This window comes from Bartonella elizabethae F9251 = ATCC 49927, assembly GCF_000518165.1.
Taxonomy (GTDB): domain Bacteria; phylum Pseudomonadota; class Alphaproteobacteria; order Rhizobiales; family Rhizobiaceae; genus Bartonella; species Bartonella elizabethae.
Genome location: NZ_KI912394.1, coordinates 23,982 through 40,045, shown reverse-complemented (window position 1 = coordinate 40,045; position 16,064 = coordinate 23,982). Strand labels below are relative to the sequence as shown.

Below are 16,064 nucleotides of genomic sequence, written 5' to 3'. Positions count from 1 at the left end.
AATGCCTGAATACCCCCTCCAAACAACAGACATTCAAGCCATGTTCTTGGGATAAGATCACGCCGTTATCCGTTGAATTTTCGCACCACATCGGGTTCATTTTTCTTCCAACCGCTCAAAGCCACGATCAAGATGATAAACACGATTAACGATTGTTTCGCCCTTTGCCGCCAACGCTGCAATCACTAGAGAGACAGAAGCCCGCAAATCGGTTGCCATTACAGGGGCGCCTTGCAACTTCTCTGTTCCATAGACAGTTGCTCTCTCACCATCAAGCTTTATCTCTGCCCCTAAACGGTTAAGTTCTTGAACATGCATAAAACGATTTTCAAAAACCGTCTCCGTAATATGGGAAATGCCTTCAGCCCGTGTCATCAACGCCATAAACTGCGCTTGAAGATCGGTTGGAAAAGCAGGGTATGGTCCTGTTTTAATATCAACAGGCATAATTTTTGTGTTTTTTGGATTTCGCTTCACGTGAATTCCTTGCGGCTCTATTTGAATCTCAAGCCCTGTTTTTTGCAGCACTTTGAGCACTGTTGTCAGATGATTAGGGTTGGCATTTTTCAGAAAGACATCTCCCCCCACCATTGCCACAGCCATTGCATATGTCCCCGCCTCAATTCGATCGGCAATGACGCGTATTCTTGTTCCTTTGAGTTTTTTCACCCCTTCAATGGTAAGCGTCGTTGTTCCTTCACCGGTTATTTGAGCCCCCATGGCATTCAAGGTTCGAATAAGATTTGTGACTTCTGGTTCACACGCCGCATTCTCAAGCGTGGTTGTTCCCTTTGCCATTGTCGCCGCCATCAGCAATACATGGGTTCCCCCAACCGTGACTTTAGGAAAACGGTAATGTGCTCCTTTTAATCCCTTTGGGGCTTTTGCATGAACATATCCATTTTCAATGGTAATATGAGCGCCTAATGTTTTTAGTCCTTCGAGAATAAAATCCACGGGTCTTGTTCCAATAGCACACCCTCCAGGCAGCGAAACATAAGCCTCCAAGCATCGAGCAAGCAGGGGTCCAATCACCCAAAAGCTTGCACGCATTTTTTTCACCAATTCATAAGGCGCTCGTGTTGTGGCTATTTTTTGCGCGGTAAAATGAATGGTTCTTGAATTGGTCCCATCATCATGAAACTCTTGTCCATCAACGGCATATCCCACCCCATGATTATTAAGAATACGAATAAGCAACTCAACATCAGCAAGATGCGGAATATTTTCTAGCGTAAGCGTTTCTTCTGTCAACAATGACGCAATCATAAGAGGCAATGCAGCATTTTTTGCCCCTGAAATCGGAATTGTCCCTTTAAGTTTTTCCCCACCAACAATTTGAATAGCATCCATCGTGTTTTCCCTCTTTTCCTTTGCGCCACCCCTTCCAAAGGTTTTTCTCCTTTTGAAAAGTTATGCTTTATTGATCGTTTTTTTTAAAACGCCTTCTAACGATGAGAACAAATGATTGAGACGTTTGGTTGCAAAGCTGCCTTAAAAAAAACATTTTTTTTGCATTCTAAAGCTCTTCTTGGGCTCTTTTTCGACTTTGCTCTTTTCGACGTTTTAAGTTTTGACGCAATTGCTGCGCCAATCTTTCTTGGCGTCGTTTTGCTTTTTCCTCTTGATGATTTATTTCATCGTGCTTTTGTTTTTGATGCATCTGTGTCATTGCGCAACCTTTTTAACAGTGTTGAGCTTCTATCCAATCAACTCACGGCTTTTTAAAAAATGTTTAAGAGTATAAGAACACACTTGTCATGACATAAGATACGTTTTCTTGCAAGAATATACAAATGTTCTCTTGCCTATTTTATGACAATATGGCACAAGACAGCGCAACGATTGAAAACGGCTGCGGTAGCTCAGTGGTAGAGCACTCCCTTGGTAAGGGAGAGGTCGAGAGTTCAATCCTCTCTCGCAGCACCATTTTATTCCTCTTTTGTCCCTCCCCTCTTTCCTCTATAAACCTTCTCTTATCAGCTCAAAAATCCCCACCAACACAACTCTCCCCCAATACAGTTCTCCACAATAAACGAAACGAAAACACAACACCTTCTCTTCCCTCCGTGAAAAAACACGTGAACCATCAATTATCCGTCAACTTGAAGCTTCACGAGACAGCCCTCTCACGTCCCTCAAACCCGCAACACAAAAACAGCCAGCCCCCCGTCTCCTCTCTCACTGCTCCAATATCTTGCCTCCAAAGTACATCCCCCATTTAAAGCTTCTCCCAAACATCGCCCCACTTCCCCAAACAACACTTCTCGCACTAAATCTCTCAAGCCCCCCACCAACTCTCCCCCAATACAGTTCTCCACAATAAACGAAACGAAAACACAACACCTTCTCTTTCCTCCGTGAAAAAACACGTGAACCATTAATTATCCGTCAACTTGAAGCTTCATGAGGCAGCCCTCTCATGTCCCTCAAACCCGCAACACAAAAACAGCCAGCCCCCCGTCTCCTCTCTCACTGCTCCAATATCTTGCCTCCAAAGTACATCCCCCATTTAAAGCTTCTCCCAAACATCGCCCCACTTCCCCAAACAACACTTCTCGCACTAAATCTCTCAAGCCCCCCACCAACACTCAGGTCCCCCTTAAAACTTACCTTTTTATAGAATTTTCTCCCCAATCAACGCTGCACAAGATCCCTTTCTTCCCCGCTTTACTCTTGTTTTTCCTCTCAACAGACGCTTTGTCTTCAACTTTTTTCCTTCCCCCTCCCTCAAAGCCCTGTCTGTTCTTATGCTAAAGCCTGTCTGGAAACATTTAATGTGCTGGACCATCTTCTCCAAAGCCTCATTAAAACGGCTAATTTCAACTTCAAGCTTGCTGATATAGGCTTCATCACGATAAGCCCGTTTAATCAAAGGAGGCATATCTGGCCAATAGAGCATCAAATCCACCCATTCGCGTTGCGAAATCCATAAGCCTCCTTGACATTGTGCTTTATGTTCTGCTGGAAAATTTTTTTGCGCAAAATGAGGAATTAAAATTTCAGGTTTTTTTGTTTTAATTTCCAACAATCCATTTTTTCCCACAAAAGCATCCGGAGAAAATCCTTTTCTGCGATCATCGGCTAAAACAAAGCCAATACATTCGGGTTCTGTCTGTGTTAATTTTCCATAAAGCTGTCGCGCGCTTGGTTCTAATTCTGTCCCCCGTCGCTGAGAAAATGTTGTTCCTTCCTCAACGGTTTTTCCGGTTATTCTTTCTCCTGCCAATTTCATCATGACACTATGATAGCGTGATGTTTTTTGTCCCTGTTTTTTTTCTGCCATAACCATCTCAAACAGAGAAGCTGTAATCAAACCATTGCGCGCTTTTTGCCATTCCTCTGTTCCCTGAATACAATCGATAATAATTGGCATGTTTTTCCCCCTTTATCTGGCTCTTTTTTTAACACTCTATCCTCTTTGCAAGATGCTCTTTAAAACATCACACTTCCCCCCCACGCACAACAGACCCCTCTGCCTTCCCTCCAACGGCACAAACGCTTCACACACCCTCTTGTCTCTCCCTCCCTATTAGCCCTCCCTATCGACTCCCCCCCAACAAAACAGCGCCTCCCCCAAACAGCTCCTAGAAATAAATGAAAGGAAAGCCTCTCTTTTCCCCCGTGAAAAAACACCTATCCCGTCAATTATCCGTCAACTGATCGACCATGGGGTAAACCTCTCACTGCCCCTCACACACACAACACGAAAGCGGACAAAACCGCCCCTGTCTCCTCTCTCACATCCCTAACATCTTCCCCCAAGTAACTTATCTCTTGCTTGGCTGCCCCCTGAAAAATCTTCCGCCATCTCCCTCAAGCAACATTTGCAACGGCTCAGCCTCTGATGCCCCTTTCAACACCCCCTTAAAACTACCTTTTTATGGAATTTTCCTCCCTTATCAACGCTGTACAAAACTCCCTTCTTCCCCCGCTCCTACGGTCCTTAGCGCCCCCCCAACACCGCCCACTATCTTCCCCACGCAACACTTCTCACGCTAAGTCTCTGATGCTCCTTTCAACACCCACATTCCGCCTTGAACTGATCTTTTATAGAATTTTCGCCCTCATCCAATCTGTACGGCCTCCTCTTCAGCCTCTCTCACACTTCATTGTCCAGAAGACGCTTTGCATATCTCACTGAACTTTCTGCCTTTTGCGACATCTTTTTCATTTCCTTATTCTCCAAAAATCAAGCAACTGCGCGCCAACCTTTCCCCCTCAGGCACCGCCCCCCTTTCCTCTTTCCTCCATACTGGCGCCTCCTATCGGCTCTCCCCCAACAAAACAGCGCCTCCCCCAAACAGCCCCTAGAAATGAATGAAAGGAAAACACAACAAAGCCCCCTTTTCCCCCGTGAGAATAACACTGGAGACCTTTACCTTGACCATCAATGATCTATCTCATGGGAGGAAAGAGCTTTTTTCCCCATGCTGCTATTGCACGACAGAAAAATCATGGTGGCAATATTCTTCCGCCAAGTTGTTTGCCATCGACAGAGCCGCCTCTTGCGATATAAAAAGAACAGCATTGTGTTTTTGTGGTTCAAGTCTGATTAAATTTCGAGTCTTTCCAGCATAATAAAGTGCAAAACCTCGATAAGACGTCTTGAGATAACTTGGCATAATTACCACCAATAATCTGACAAGACATCACAAGGGCGTAAGCGATGCTGTTTTTCATAAGAGCCATAGAGATTATCTTCATAATCGCGTGCCACTCTTTCATCTAAACAGGCATGATAGGCTTCACTATTCAAAATGAAGGGCTGCAAGTGGGTATTTTCTTCGTTTATTTCATAATTTTCGACATAACAATCAGCGATTTGTTCGGTCACGTCTTCAGCATGATTTGTTGTAAGATCAAATCGTAAAACTTTATAAACAGTTTCAGATTCTTCAATCAGTTCGAGTACTTCTTCGATTTCTTCGATAGGTCCTTCATAGCTATCTGGCTTTTCATCTTCGCAGAGAATGATAATGATTTCATCCTCTTTAACGAATGGAATATTTTTCATGATTTTCCCCCTTTAGACAGTTGATAAAGCAGAGCTTCATCTTGACAAGATCAAATATAGCGTTAGTCTTATATCCTCTATAGGAGAGATGTCAAGCATTTTATCCTTCATAAAAGATATATTTTAAGTCTTTGCGGGGTTCAAATGACATACATAAATAAAGATCTGTTATTCCTTGTTCCCCTCATGTTCTTTTGTTGTTCGCTATTTGTTCTCACTTAATTGCAACGATAAACACACAGGAGAGATAAAATGAGTGATATAATATTAATAGAATACTGGAGTCGTCTTGATTTAAAAGCACAAAAAGAACTTATTTTGAAACTTCGTCAACGGGTCGCCGCAAAAGAGTTAAAATCGCCTGTCTCTCTTCAGGAGAGAGCTTTGAAATAAGCTCTATAAATTCTTTATCTTCAGGACTAGCCCCCTTACCGTAAAGAATATAATTCATACTGATATCAATTTCGTGACAAATTCGCGAAAGAGATTCGATTGTTGGCTCTTTTCCTTCAGAAAGGATAGAATGAAGGTACCCCGCACCTTTACCGGCAGCGAGGGAGATAGATCTTTTTGAACGCCCACTTTTTTCCAAAGCGGTCCTTAATCTTTTACGCCAACCATCGATATTCATAGTTCCACCATATAGCGCGTCTTTTAAAAAAAACACGTCCTTTTTACAAAATGGGCTTGAAATATCCTTTAAAAAGGATAAAATGAAGGAAACAAATTTTATTTTTTAAGGGGGAATAAAAAATCATTTTTTGCTCATAAAAAAACTTTCACCACACCATAGGGTATGAAAGACCACTTCCAAAAGCTGAACCCCAAAAGCTAAGCCATTGGGAGGTGTTGTCCTCTTTATTTTTTCCATCATTGTAATCCAAAGTTTTAAGTTTCCATGCCCTTCCAGCACCCCCACTCATTGATAAACATCATAAAGAAGTCTCTTAATCGTTATTGAGCAAAGCCAAAGGCAACAACAAGCTAAATTTCTGTTTACGCTTTTATTGTCAATGAAACTGTATAAGAAAGAAGAAAGTAGATTGCCGTATGAAACACGTTAATCAACAAGAAACTCCTCACTATGAATCGTCCAGGCTTCCATATGTTTGTTGGTACCAAAATGACTTTCTAGGCGGTGTTCGTGGCATGCGCGCACACGAGATTGGAATTTATACCATTCTACTCAATGAAATGTATGCACGCGGTCGTCCTCTAGAAATCTCGGAAGAACGTTTAGCGCGTCTTTGCGGTTGTGACAAGCGAACTTTTGTTAATGTTTTAGGCATGCTGATCCGAGAGGGTAAGATTTTAAATTTAGCCAATGGCTTATGGAATGCGCGTTGCGAAAATGTTTTTCAAGAGCGTGAAAAACTGCTGGAACAAAAATCCTTTGCGGGTCGTTCTTCGGCAAAAAAGCGCAAGAAAATCAATACTGAGATTCAACAACTGCTTCACGCACGAACAAAAGATGATCAACAAAACTTAGAAGCTCAAAAGGCAGAAGAAGAAAAGGAAACACCTAACGGTGTTTTTGAAAAGAATAGGGTATTTGATGAGAAAGAAGAGGACCTTTCCAGCCAAGAGAATCTGGAACAAAGCGCACCACCTCCCGCTTTAGCTCTCTCCGCCTCACTGGCAGAAACAAAGCATGAAAACGGTACCGCCACTGCTCTCCAAGCAGGGGCGCGAGAGACCCCTCTCACAGCAATTGACCCAAAGAAAAATACAAAAAAACCCGCCAATTGTGTGTCCTCGAGCTTTTCAACATCGCCTTCGTCGCCTTGTTCCAACAAAAAAAACATCCCTTCCAGCATTGTCAAAGGACACCGTCTTCCTGAAACTTGGCAAGCAGACATCAAGGCAGCAATTTCAGAAGGCTTAAGTGAGAGCCAAGCCCATTGGCAAGCCAAAAAGTTTCGCGACTACTGGCAAGCCAAGAGTGGCAAAGAAGCCCTCAAAGTAGATTGGCAAGCCACATGGCGCAACTGGTTTCGCCGTGAGATCGAACGGCTAGAACAGCAAAAACAGGAAAGCGTCTCACCGCGCCCTTGTGCAAGCGACGAGAACCTTTACCGCAGTCTGATCAACTATAGCGACGATTGTTGACATCACATAAGCCGAACCCTTTTTTCACACAAGCAAACACGGGGGCACCAATGTTTCAAAACCATAAACAAAATAACCCTGAACACAACAATAGGCATCCAAACAACACCCATCCAAACAACAGGCAAAGCAGCCACCATAAAACGCATCACCATCCCCCATACTGCTCTCATCATAACAGCCCATGCCCCACACGCTTCATCTTTTCCACGCAAAGGAATACAACACCCGCGCCTCTCTCTCCCTTCTCTTGTCAGGCACACACCTTGCCCCACCACCCTCCAGCAAAGGCTCCACTTCCCACACAAGCAAACAAACCGCAATGCAGCCGCGTGAGAAGGATCAAACAACGCGCCAATCCTTCAAACAACACCCGCAAGCCGCTGCCTCTTCTCTTGTCACGCACACGCCTTGCCCCACCGCCCCTCGGCAAGGGCTCCACTTCCCACACAAGCAAACAAACAGCTGCGTTGCTGTTTTAGAAGGTTTAAGTAAAAGCCAAGCCCATTGGCAAGCCAAGAAGTTTCGCAATGACGAGCCAACCAAAACCCGTAAAAAGCCCACAAAGCAGATTGGCAAGCGCCATAGCGCTACGGATTTCGCCACGAGATTGAATGACGAGAACCGCAAAATAGAATCCCAAAACGTATAAAATCACGCATAACCATGAGCACAATTTTTGAAATCAAACAAAAACTTATTGCCCAAGCTGATCGGATAGCAGAAATGCTTCTTCCCCAAGGGCATAAACGCGGTAACCATTGGATTGTTGGCAACACACGCGGTGAGCCCGGTCAAAGTTTATCGATTTGCTTAAGTGGCAGTAAAGCAGGGCTTTGGTATGATTTTGCAGAAGGTATCGGAGGCGATATTTTAGATCTTTGGTGCGAAGTCAAAGGCATGAACCTCTCTCAAGCACTTGAAGAAGCACGCGCCGTTCTCAATCTCACACGCCCCAAACCTTTTATGGTTCCCCAACGCTCTTACCGCCGTCCACCGGTGCCTCAAGGGCACCCCCCACAAAATCGCGTAAAAACCTATCTCCACAAAGAACGCCATATCCCTCTAGAGATTATCAAGCGCTACCGCATAGGAGAAGAGGGTGAAAAAATCATTTTCCCCTTTTATAAACCCAATGGCACCCTTGCTTTAGTCAAAGAACGACTTGCACAAGCAGGCGCCAAAACAAAACCCACAGCAGCCCAATGTGAACCGATTTTATTTGGTTGGCAAGCCCTTTACCCTACACCCCACAGCGCCACACACACCTCTGCGCCCACCTCCACAGCCCACAGCGCCACGCACAGCTCTCAGCCCACACCCACAGCTCACAGCGCCACGCACAGCTCTCAGCCCGCGCCCACAACCCACGCCACCACGCATACCTCTGAACCCACACCCACAGCCCACAGCGCCGCACATACCTCCGAGCCCACACCCACAACCCACGCGCACACGCACACCACCGAGCCCGCAGCCCCAGCCCACGCCACCACGCACCTCTCTGCGCCCGCACCCACAACCCACGCGCACACGCACACATCTGCGCCCACCTCCACAGCTCACACCACCACGCACCTCTCTGCACCCGCACCCACAGCCGACAACACCACACACAGCTCTCAGCCCGCACCCACAGCCCACAGCGCCGCACACAGCTCTCAGCCCGCACCCACAGCCCACAACACCACACACACCTCTGCGCCCGCTCCCACAGCCCACGCCACCACGCACCTCTCTGCGCCCGCTCCCACACCCACAGCCCACAACACCACGCACAGCTCTCAGCCCGCTCCCACAGCCCACAACACCACACACAGCTCTCAGCCCGCACCCACAGCCCACAGCGCCGCACATACCTCCGAGCCCACACCCACAACCCACGCGCACACGCACACCACCGAGCCCGCAGCCCCAGCCCACGCCACCACGCATACCTCTGAACCCACACCCACAGCCCACAGCGCCGCACATACCTCCGAGCCCACACCCACAACCCACGCGCACACGCACACCACCGAGCCCGCAGCCCCAGCCCACGCCACCACGCATACCTCTGAACCCACACCCACAGCCCACAGCGCCGCACATACCTCCGAGCCCACGGACCCCACGTTGTTTCCCACGCTTTCTTCAACAAACCGAACACTTTCCTCAACAAACCGAACAATTGTCATCACGGAAGGAGAAATTGATGCGCTTTCGCTTGCTGCCTATGGCTATCCAGCAGTCTCTGTCCCCTTTGGCGGTGGAAAGGGAGGCAAACACAATTGGATTGAAAATGAATTTGATCATTTGGAAGCATTTGAAACCATTTTTTTAGCCACCGATATGGACCAGCCCGGAGAAGAAGCCGCCCATGAAATTGCCAACAGGCTTGGGCGTCACCGTTGCTACCGTGTTCGCTTACCCCGCAAAGATGCCAATGAATGTTTAACCGCCGGCATTGATGCTGCCACCATAAAAGCAGCTTTTACTTCTGCCAAAAGCTTTGCCCCAGAAGGCTTACGACGCGCCTCAGACTATAAAGATCAAGTCATTGGGCTTTTTTGGCCAGAGCCTGAAAAACATCTTGGCTATACGGTTCCCTATCCTAAACTTAAAGATAAACTCCATTTTCGCCCTGCAGAATTAACGCTGTGGAGCGGCGCCAGTGGTGCGGGCAAAAGCCAATTGTTGTCTGACTGTATTCCCCATTGGATTGCGCAAAACAGTCGCCTTTGCTTAGCCTCGCTAGAAATGAAAGGAGAACAATCGCTTCGGCGTTTAACCAAACAAACGGGCGGTTTAGAAAAACCTACAAAAGAGACCATTGAACGCATTTTGCATTTTTTAGATGATGGGCTTATTCTTTATGAACATGTAGGCAAATCGAGTGTTGATACCTTGCTTGATGTCTTTGACTATTGTCGTGCGCGCTATGGGTGTGATCAATTTATTATCGACAGTCTCATGCGGCTTGGCATTGCCTCTGATGATTATGCCGGACAAGAACAAGCGGTTTATAAAATGGTGGATTGGGCTGTTTTAAACACTGTACATATTCATCTTGTCGCCCACGCCCGCAAAGGGGGGCTGGATAAAGATATCCCTGGAACAGAAGATATTAAAGGTGCCTCAGAAATTGGAGCAAATGCTTTTAACATCATCACCATTTGGCGCAACCGGTCGCTAGAAGATAAAATTTTTGCCGCCTCGCTCGCAGCAGAAAAAGCCGATTTAGTCAAACGCCCCGGTGTCATTATGAATATTGCCAAACAACGTTCTGGTGATTTTGAAGGCAAAGTCGGTCTCTGGTTTGATCCCCAAACCTACCGCTATCGCTGTTCTTTTGAACAATCTTTTCCTCGACGTTATCTTTAACGCCCCTTCTCACTTTTTTTAAAAAAACTCCCAACATCACGACGCACAAACTTCACTCCCTGATAAATCAAAAGAAAGAGACTTATTCTTATAGTGGACGATACATCCTGATTCGAGAACCAAAGCCAGCTCCAACCCAAACGCTCTGCTCCCAGAAAAGCAAAGGAAAGGACAAGAACCCAAATACAGATAAACAGCAAATAATTCAAAACACGCAACACCCTCTGCACCAAAGTATCACGATGCGCGCGTATAAAGAACCACAAGAGCAATTTCCACAAGAGTGCCAAGACCAACACCTTCAAGAACAGCTCTCTGGTGCTATTCATAACGCCGACGCCCACCGCAAAAAGCCACAAGATAACCCCTATCATGCCACAAAAGAGGATCGCCTTCACAAACCTAACCCAAGCCACAGGCAGACTTTTTACGCTGAAGTGCATCACACCAAGGACAGCGGTAAAAATGCAAGAAAATACCGCCCCTTTCAACAATAACGCCTCGCTCACAGGGACACTTCTAACACCTGCACAAATAAAACCAAGATAAAGAGCCATCAAGCCATACAAGACCACCCATCTCCAAAAAAGCATCCAGCCTCTCACCCCACGGCGCGCAGCTGCCTTATGAAGAAAAAACAAGCCAACAGCCAAAATGCAAGCAAACACCAACAACAGCAAAAAAAACAAATCGTTCGACATCAATATCCCCAATACCCTACAGTAAAGTTACAGGTCACGCCCATAAGACAAAAAAACACCACCTACCTCAAGAACCAAGCCCATAGAACACGCGCAGACTTCACTCCCTGATAAATAAAAGGAAAAAGAAATCCCCAAATGAAGATCAATACATCCTGATTCGAGAACCAAAGCCAGCTCCAACCCAAACGCTCTGCTCCCCACTGAGCAAAATTAAAGACAAGAGACAAAATGCAGATAAACAGCACAAAATTCAAAAGCCACAACACCCTCTGTACCACCGTATCACGATGCGCGCGTATAAAGAACCCCAAGAGCAATTTCAACAAGAGTGCCAAGACCAACACCTTCAAGAACATGCCTCTTACGCTATTCATATCGCTAATGCCTATAGCAAAAAGATACAAGATAACCCCCATCATGCCACAAAAGAGGGTTGCTTTTACGAACATTTGCCAAACAACAGGCAGACTTTTTACCCCCCCATGCACCAAACCAAGGACAGCAGCAAAACTGCAAGAAAACAGTGCTCCTCTCAACAATAGCTCCCTGCTCACAGCGTTTCTCCCCACGCCTGCACAAATAAAACCAAGGTAAAGAGCAATCATGCCATAAAAGAGCACCCACCTGCCAAAAAACATCCACCTTGTAACCCCGTGGCGCTTGGCCGCCTTATCAAGAAAAACACCAGCCCCAACAAAAAGGCAAAAAAACAGCAATAACAGTAAAAGCACCAAACTCTGCGACATCAACAAGTCTCCCCGCAACCATAAAATTAAAGAAAACACCCATTCTTTTTAAAAACAAAGCCCAAGTCACCCCAACACACCGCATTCCCTCATGAAAAAAAATGCTCATAACACGAACAAGAAGGACACAAATGCAGATTGAACCCCACTCATTCAAGGACCAAATCCAAGGCACACCCCAATATTTGGCTCCGATCAAAGCCAAACCAAGAATAAAACTCAACAGGCAAGTCAACGCTAGGCTCTTCAAAAACACCAACCCCCGTGACATCACCCCTCCACTCTCATAAACACAACCCCAACAAGCATGTTGGTAGAGCAAAATCTTAATTCTTTTCAAAGAATGAAAGCCTAAACCCAAAACGTTTTGCCCCTCGAAAAATAAGCCCTAGAACAAGACCAAAGACAAGTCCCCAAAGGACACTAAACACCCACTTATTGGAGAACCCCCACTTATTGGAGAACCAAAGCCAGCTCACACCAAAAGCTTGGGCTTGCTTATAAATAAAATCAGTAACAGCGGCAAAAATGAAGCTACACAACAGCATCTTGAAGAACAAACTCTTCTTTACACCGCGTCGCTGCAGGACTTCATACCCCACCATAAGGAGAATGCCCAGAGTACCATAAAATGCCAAAGCCCGTAAAAATACGCCCCACCTCATCCCCAACGCTTTCATTTCCACATAAACAGCCCCAAAGACAGCAACCACAATGCAGAAAAACACCAGTCTCTTCAAAGACAAAAACCCGCGCAACGCCATGGCACTCCCCCAACAAGTCATTCAAGGAAAATCCACCATGCAGCAAAACATCTCGCTTTTCAAGATGCAAAATCCAAGGACAATTTCACACATGCCTCATTGAGCCCCATGCCCCATTTACCCCCATACCCCATTTACCATTGCCGAAAACACGACTCTATACAAACAAGCCCCAACATTTGCTCCTTGTCACACAGAAATGCTTGAACAGCCACAAAAGCACAGGCGAGGCAAAGGAGGACAATGCAGCAAACGGCTACTCTTTTCCAGAACAACGACCAAGGAACAACCGAATTCTCCATTCCCATATAAAGAAAATCCAGCCAAGTCACCCCAAGGTGCTTTGCAGAGATAACAGCAAAACCGAGGACAAAGCCCAAAAGGACGCTAAACACCCACTTATTGGAGAACCACAGCCAGCTCACACCAACACGCTCGGCTCCTATGTAAAGCAACTGAGAGACAAGCATCACAATGCTCCAACATACCACTTTCTTCAACACTGCCTTTTTTGTAAGCCCGAAACGCTTCATGGCTCTATGCGCACTGATATAAATAAAAAGTAAGGAAAGACTCGATTAAAGCCTAAAAACACCAACAACGGCAAAAATATCCCATCAGGCGACATTCACACCCCTCCCCATCAAATTATTCAAGGAAAATCCACCATGCAGCAAAACACCCCTCTTTTCAAGAAGCAAAATCCAAGGACAATTTCACCCACATACACAGCACAACAATTCCAGCAAAACCCAACCGCATCCCTAGGCACGCCACCCCCATGTCTTCTTTTAGGACTCCTTTCTTTTCCCTAAAGAGCCCGCAACATTTTTAAAAAATGAGAATCAAACGATATTTTATTCAACGATATTTTATTCAAGGAGATGAGATGAACCATCACGATAAGAAAAAAAATACGCGCCCTCTTGAGCTTCACGAGAAAGGACAGCATATGGGGCATTTAAAGACGCAAGAAGTTGCCCTTGAAACGCGCAATCCTTATTTTCAACCCCATCATCCAGAAAGTTCCAGCAATCGGCGTACCATTAAAGTTCTTGTCAATGCCCAAAGCCGTCCCATTGCACTTTTATATGCAAAAGGACATCTCAGTCCGGCACAATATAAAGCGGCAGAACGTTTTTATTTTTATTGGCGTCACAGTCAGGCAGACCTGCACATGAGCCTTGACTACACCCGTGAAAAAGTTGCTTGTAGCCAAGGCTATACCCACCCCATTGAACGGCAAATAGAAGCCTCCAATCATTTAAAAATCATCAAAGGACAGCTTGGTATTCTTGGTTATTCACTGCTTGAGCGGGTGATCGGTTATGGACAAGCGATCAAAGAATTAAGTCCTTCAAAACGCAAACAAAACTCCCTTGCCGATCATTTACGCGATTGTTTAGACTTACTTGCCTTTCATTGGGGCTATGCAAACCATAAACATTCAGAATAATCCCCCTCATCATTCAGGGCAACATACCAACAGCTCCTCCCTCCATCCCTCACCACACCTAACAAAACACAAGCCTCACAAAAACCCTTACACGCAACAAGCCCCCCTTAAAAAACAAAGCCTCTCCCCCCATGCCGCGCAACAATTCCAGCAAAACCCAACCGCATCCCCACGCACGCCCCCCATGTCTTTTTTTAGGAATCCTCTCTTTTCCCTAAAGAGCAGGCAGCATTTTTTTTTAAGCAAGCCCATCATCGTCTGAAATGCCATCCCCAAAACATGAAATCTCCTAACGCCCCCCACATCACACGAAAATGCTTCACGATCCCCTCAAGTCACTCAAGGAAAACAGCTAACTCCGCCCTCTTCTCCCTTTCAAGACTCAAAACAAAAAGCCTGCACCCTGCACCAAAACCATGTATCGACACCTCCACACCACGCACACACACCAACAGCTCCCCCCTCCATCCCTCACCACACCTAACAAAACACAAGCCTCACAAAAACCCTTACACGCAACAAGCCCCCCCTTAAAAAAACAAAGCCGCTCCCCCACACCAATCCATCGTAGCGATTTATTGTGCCGGTCTATTACCATGGGATGCTCTCTTTGTTGGTTTTTTAGTGAAGAATAAATATGGTTGCATACGTCATAATATCTTTAAAGACTTAAGTTGACAGTGAATTGCAAAATAAACATTCAATGAAAAAGAAGTATTCATGACCTTTAAGGCATAAAAAGCAAAGTTTTCTTTTTTGTAAAAAGTATTTTTATATTGCTCTCTGTTTAGTTTTCTGCTAGTTACAGAGGAGTAGGTTTTTAAGGGTGAATTTTTGTATTGAGTACATTTTTTAAATTCATTCTTTTTTGATATTTTTACGACCCAATGTTGAAAATCTTCTTATTATTGCCTTCTGTTTGAAGCAGAGGGCTTTTTTTATGGCTGTATTGTCTTAAAATCCTCTTCTTAAACTTTGGGCTTTTCTTTCATAAGTTCTCCCTGCAAAAAAGATTATTCTTTTTTCAAATGAACTTAAAAATTCCTCCTCAAAGGACGAGGGATTTACGAGAGAAACTGTTTTACGGCATACGCTGTTTTACGACACAACAGAATCACTGATATTGTTCTTTATCGTTGAAACAGCAATAAGGTATTTTATTCTAGCAATGGATTGATGAATTATCGTTTTCTGCTCTTCATCTTAGAAATTTTAGGCATCAAAGAGCCAACTCTCTCAGACTTTTCCTCTTTTAACGGGCTTTCAACGCTATTTTATCTTAAAATTCATCAAGCAAACGACTCATTACAAGCAAGCGAGCTCGTGTAGAATAAAACACGTCAAAGATAAAGAATTACCAAAATTGACTCAATTTATTCTGTTTTATGATAAAGCCCCATTCTTTAAGGGACATCTGAATAAAGCCATTGAAATCATTGAAATATTAAACCAAATCCATTGGCAAAACCAAAAGCCAAATTGGAGACAAATGTCTCATAAATTTCATGTAAGCTAATAAAATCAAGAAAAAGACAAAAAAAAAGCACAAAAATATCTTAATTCTCATAGAGATCTCAATATTCATTAGCTAACCTTCATTAGTGAGTCTTACTCTATAACCCTCTCAAATATTGAGGAGACAAAGCAGATATCTATAAAATACACAAACCATTAAAAAATAAATTCCTTGGGCTTTCTCTATTTTTATGAGATATGCCTTCCCTTATGGATGCACTCTAGCCCTCAAAAGAGTGCATCCATCCCCCATTGGATGCATCCAACCCTACATGCATCCAATCTCACAGAGGATGCACTCTGACCTCACAAAGAGTGCATCCTTCTCCTCAAGGGATACACGCCTCACCCTCATGCGGCATGTACCCAATCTCATAGAGGATGCACTCT

The 16,064-nt window shown here is 45.0% G+C and carries 16 protein-coding genes and 1 tRNA gene; 5 read left to right on the top strand and 12 right to left on the bottom strand.

Features of this window, described 5'->3' with window-relative positions:
* Positions 1-96: 96 nt before the first annotated feature.
* The gene (gene murA / locus T429_RS10015; protein ID WP_051410883.1) at positions 97-1,353 is read right to left on the bottom strand and encodes a UDP-N-acetylglucosamine 1-carboxyvinyltransferase; all 1,257 of its coding nucleotides are present in this window, start codon (positions 1,351-1,353) and stop codon (positions 97-99) included.
* Between the two features lie 166 nt (positions 1,354-1,519).
* Positions 1,520-1,672 (bottom strand): hypothetical protein, encoded by a 153-nt coding sequence (locus T429_RS10820; protein WP_164713652.1) that lies wholly within the window; start codon positions 1,670-1,672, stop codon positions 1,520-1,522.
* Positions 1,673-1,854: 182 nt separating this feature from the next.
* On the opposite strand from T429_RS10820, the gene T429_RS0109240 reads away from it, so the two are divergent.
* Positions 1,855-1,929: transfer RNA gene (locus tag T429_RS0109240), tRNA-Thr, on the top strand.
* A 688-nt stretch (positions 1,930-2,617) separates the two neighbouring features.
* Here the strand turns inward: T429_RS0109240 and T429_RS0109225 are convergent.
* The 4 genes from T429_RS0109225 to T429_RS0109200 all read right to left on the bottom strand — a co-directional run bounded on the left by T429_RS0109225 (position 2,618) and on the right by T429_RS0109200 (position 5,648).
* A complete protein-coding gene (locus T429_RS0109225) occupies positions 2,618-3,376 on the bottom strand; it encodes a lambda exonuclease family protein (protein ID WP_005774713.1) in 759 nt (252 codons plus the stop codon).
* 1,060 nt (positions 3,377-4,436) lie between these two features.
* Positions 4,437-4,625, bottom strand: a complete 189-nt coding sequence (locus tag T429_RS10505) for a hypothetical protein (protein WP_078674242.1) — start codon at positions 4,623-4,625, stop codon at positions 4,437-4,439.
* Positions 4,626-4,627: 2 nt separating this feature from the next.
* Positions 4,628-5,017 (bottom strand): hypothetical protein, encoded by a 390-nt coding sequence (locus tag T429_RS0109205; protein WP_005774712.1) that lies wholly within the window; start codon positions 5,015-5,017, stop codon positions 4,628-4,630.
* 313 nt (positions 5,018-5,330) lie between these two features.
* Entirely contained in the window at positions 5,331-5,648 is a 318-nt protein-coding gene (locus tag T429_RS0109200; RefSeq protein WP_005774711.1) for a helix-turn-helix domain-containing protein, read from the bottom strand.
* 419 nt (positions 5,649-6,067) lie between these two features.
* Here T429_RS0109200 and T429_RS10010 point away from each other — a divergent pair, with 419 nt between their 5' ends.
* Entirely contained in the window at positions 6,068-7,126 is a 1,059-nt protein-coding gene (locus T429_RS10010) for a YdaU family protein (RefSeq protein ID WP_005774710.1), read from the top strand.
* Between the two features lie 2 nt (positions 7,127-7,128).
* Here T429_RS10010 and T429_RS0109175 read toward each other — a convergent pair whose 3' ends face one another.
* Positions 7,129-7,389, bottom strand: a complete 261-nt coding sequence (locus T429_RS0109175; protein ID WP_126418268.1) for a hypothetical protein — start codon at positions 7,387-7,389, stop codon at positions 7,129-7,131.
* Positions 7,390-7,448: 59 nt separating this feature from the next.
* Between T429_RS0109175 and T429_RS0109170 the strand changes: the two genes are divergently transcribed.
* Together T429_RS0109170 and T429_RS10500 are read left to right on the top strand one after the other, a co-directional pair.
* Positions 7,449-7,778: a hypothetical protein gene (locus tag T429_RS0109170; RefSeq protein WP_026501005.1), complete on the top strand. Its 330-nt coding sequence runs from the start codon at positions 7,449-7,451 to the stop codon at positions 7,776-7,778.
* A 14-nt stretch (positions 7,779-7,792) separates the two neighbouring features.
* Positions 7,793-10,489, top strand: a complete 2,697-nt coding sequence (locus T429_RS10500) for a toprim domain-containing protein (protein ID WP_081725153.1) — start codon at positions 7,793-7,795, stop codon at positions 10,487-10,489.
* Here T429_RS10500 and T429_RS0109160 read toward each other — a convergent pair.
* The 5 genes from T429_RS0109160 to T429_RS0109140 all read right to left on the bottom strand — a co-directional run bounded on the left by T429_RS0109160 (position 10,486) and on the right by T429_RS0109140 (position 13,236).
* Entirely contained in the window at positions 10,486-11,190 is a 705-nt protein-coding gene (locus T429_RS0109160; protein WP_005774706.1) for a hypothetical protein, read from the bottom strand. The genes T429_RS10500 and T429_RS0109160 overlap by 4 nt on opposite strands.
* 62 nt (positions 11,191-11,252) lie before the next feature.
* A complete protein-coding gene (locus T429_RS0109155) occupies positions 11,253-11,939 on the bottom strand; it encodes a hypothetical protein (protein WP_005774705.1) in 687 nt (228 codons plus the stop codon).
* Positions 11,866-12,279, bottom strand: coding sequence for a hypothetical protein (locus T429_RS0109150; RefSeq protein WP_126418270.1), 414 nt, complete (start codon positions 12,277-12,279; stop codon positions 11,866-11,868). Before T429_RS0109150 ends, T429_RS0109155 begins: the two co-directional genes overlap by 74 nt.
* Positions 12,266-12,703: a hypothetical protein gene (locus T429_RS0109145; RefSeq protein ID WP_244548688.1), complete on the bottom strand. Its 438-nt coding sequence runs from the start codon at positions 12,701-12,703 to the stop codon at positions 12,266-12,268. The genes T429_RS0109150 and T429_RS0109145 overlap by 14 nt, the downstream gene beginning before the upstream one ends.
* A gap of 134 nt (positions 12,704-12,837) precedes the next feature.
* Positions 12,838-13,236 carry a hypothetical protein gene (locus T429_RS0109140; RefSeq protein ID WP_244548689.1) on the bottom strand — a complete coding sequence of 133 codons (399 nt, stop codon included), beginning with the start codon at positions 13,234-13,236 and terminating at the stop codon, positions 12,838-12,840.
* Between the two features lie 356 nt (positions 13,237-13,592).
* Here T429_RS0109140 and T429_RS0109135 point away from each other — a divergent pair, with 356 nt between their 5' ends.
* Complete coding sequence (locus T429_RS0109135) at positions 13,593-14,159, top strand: hypothetical protein (RefSeq protein ID WP_005774701.1); 567 nt, start codon at positions 13,593-13,595, stop codon at positions 14,157-14,159.
* Positions 14,160-16,064 lie beyond the last annotated feature (1,905 nt).